Below are 1,648 nucleotides of genomic sequence, written 5' to 3' on the forward strand. Positions count from 1 at the left end.
ATACCAATTCCCAAAAGTGTGGCTACACTTTTGGGAATTGAAAACCAAACCCAGTAAGGATTTTAAAATCACAAAATGGCGTAGCCATTTTGTGATTTAGTATAACCCCCCAAAAGATAAGTGGCGGCGCTTTGCGCCGCCACTTATCTTTTGGGGGTTCGGCTAAAAAGTGCCTGCATTGGGCATTAGGACTAGCTCATTGACTATGGCATCGGCGGGGAGATTGACTAAAGTCATGATTGACTCAGCAACGGTCTCGGGTCGAAGCATGGCGGCTCGATTGAAACTTGGGGGCACTTTATCACCAAGGCTATCCCATAGTGGGGTATCGACGGAACCAGGACAGATGGACATGATCTTGATGCCGTGAGACTGTTCTTCGGCAGCGATCGCTTGGGTCAATCCTAATAGAGCAAATTTACTAGCACAGTAAGCCGCCCAGTTGGGAAACCCTTGCTTACCAGCGATTGAGGCTACGTTGATAATTGTGCCGTTTTTCTGCGATCGCATTGTGGGCAATACCGCTTGTAAGCTCAGAAATACACTCGTAAGATTCAGGTCAAATAATTTCTGCCATTCGGTGAGGGGCATATTGATCAGCTCCCCAATATAAGCCATCCCTGCGTTATTGATTAAAATATCCACGCCGCCCATATCGGCAACGACTGCTTGCATTTCGCTAGAAACCCGCTCCATCTTGCCTAAGTCAATGGCATAGGCTTTAGCATGACTGTGCATGGGCAATTCGCTAAGAATGCGATCGGGATTGCGACTAACAAGCCCTACCTCCGCACCCGCTTGTAAAAGCCTCAGCGCGACTTCTTTGCCAATTCCACTACTTGCACCAGTAACAATCGCCCGTTTGCCTGTTAATTTCTCTAGCAATTTACCTGATACTGTATCTGTCATGGTTTAACTTGTTTTCCTTGATTCTACGTCAACAGTCTATGTCAAAAAAAGTAGGACGCAGCTTTTGGTGGCTATGGCTAATTGCCAATATTGTTGGCAATACGCTATTACCCTGCTTCATTTGGGAAGATCCCTACGATCTGCGATCGCGTATTTTTCTCAATGAGATTCTGCATGGTGTGGGGATTTCTATCGCCCAATCAATGGTGTTGCGCGATCGTTTTGCCAAGGAAGGTTGGTGGCTGCCCCTGACTTTATGTGGCTGGAGCATGGGGTTAGCGGTTGTGTTTTTTACGCCATCCCTATCCCTGCGTGCGCAGGAACAAAGCTTATCAACGCTCTCGATTTTGGCGATCGATTTTGCAATTATCGGCACAATTGTGGGGATATGCCAGTGGCAATTACTGAAATCGTTTCGCGCGGGCGGGTTGTGGTTATTTGCCAGTGCGATCGCCCTTTCACTGAGTGCCCTTGGACTAAATCTCGGCTATATGTTGCAATCTAGCCTGCTAGCAAGTGTATTGCAGGGAGCGATCTATGGAGCGATTACAGGATTAGCAGCTATTAAAGTTTTGCGATCGCCAAAGCTACTGCCCAAGGCAAAAAAGTAAGCAGCCGCATATTTATAGCTGTAGCCAGTTATGTCAGGGCAAAAACAAAACCCAGAAGAGTGTTGCGGCGCTTCGCGCCGCAACACTCTTCTGGGTTTTATGTCTTAACTTATTTGGCTATAGCTATA

2 protein-coding genes are annotated in these 1,648 nt (G+C 47.1%); one reads left to right on the forward strand and one right to left on the reverse strand.

The window, feature by feature from the left end; translation table 11 throughout:
* Positions 1-162 precede the first annotated feature (162 nt).
* Positions 163-909: an SDR family oxidoreductase gene (locus AC805_RS02685; RefSeq protein ID WP_055073985.1), complete on the reverse strand. Its 747-nt coding sequence runs from the start codon at positions 907-909 to the stop codon at positions 163-165.
* Positions 910-947: 38 nt separating this feature from the next.
* Here AC805_RS02685 and AC805_RS02690 point away from each other — a divergent pair, with 38 nt between their 5' ends.
* Entirely contained in the window at positions 948-1,520 is a 573-nt protein-coding gene (locus AC805_RS02690; RefSeq protein ID WP_055073986.1) for a hypothetical protein, read from the forward strand.
* Positions 1,521-1,648 lie beyond the last annotated feature (128 nt).

The sequence above is a fragment of the Pseudanabaena sp. 'Roaring Creek' genome, from assembly GCF_001402795.1.
In the GTDB taxonomy this organism is placed as follows: Bacteria; Cyanobacteriota; Cyanobacteriia; order Pseudanabaenales; family Pseudanabaenaceae; genus Pseudanabaena.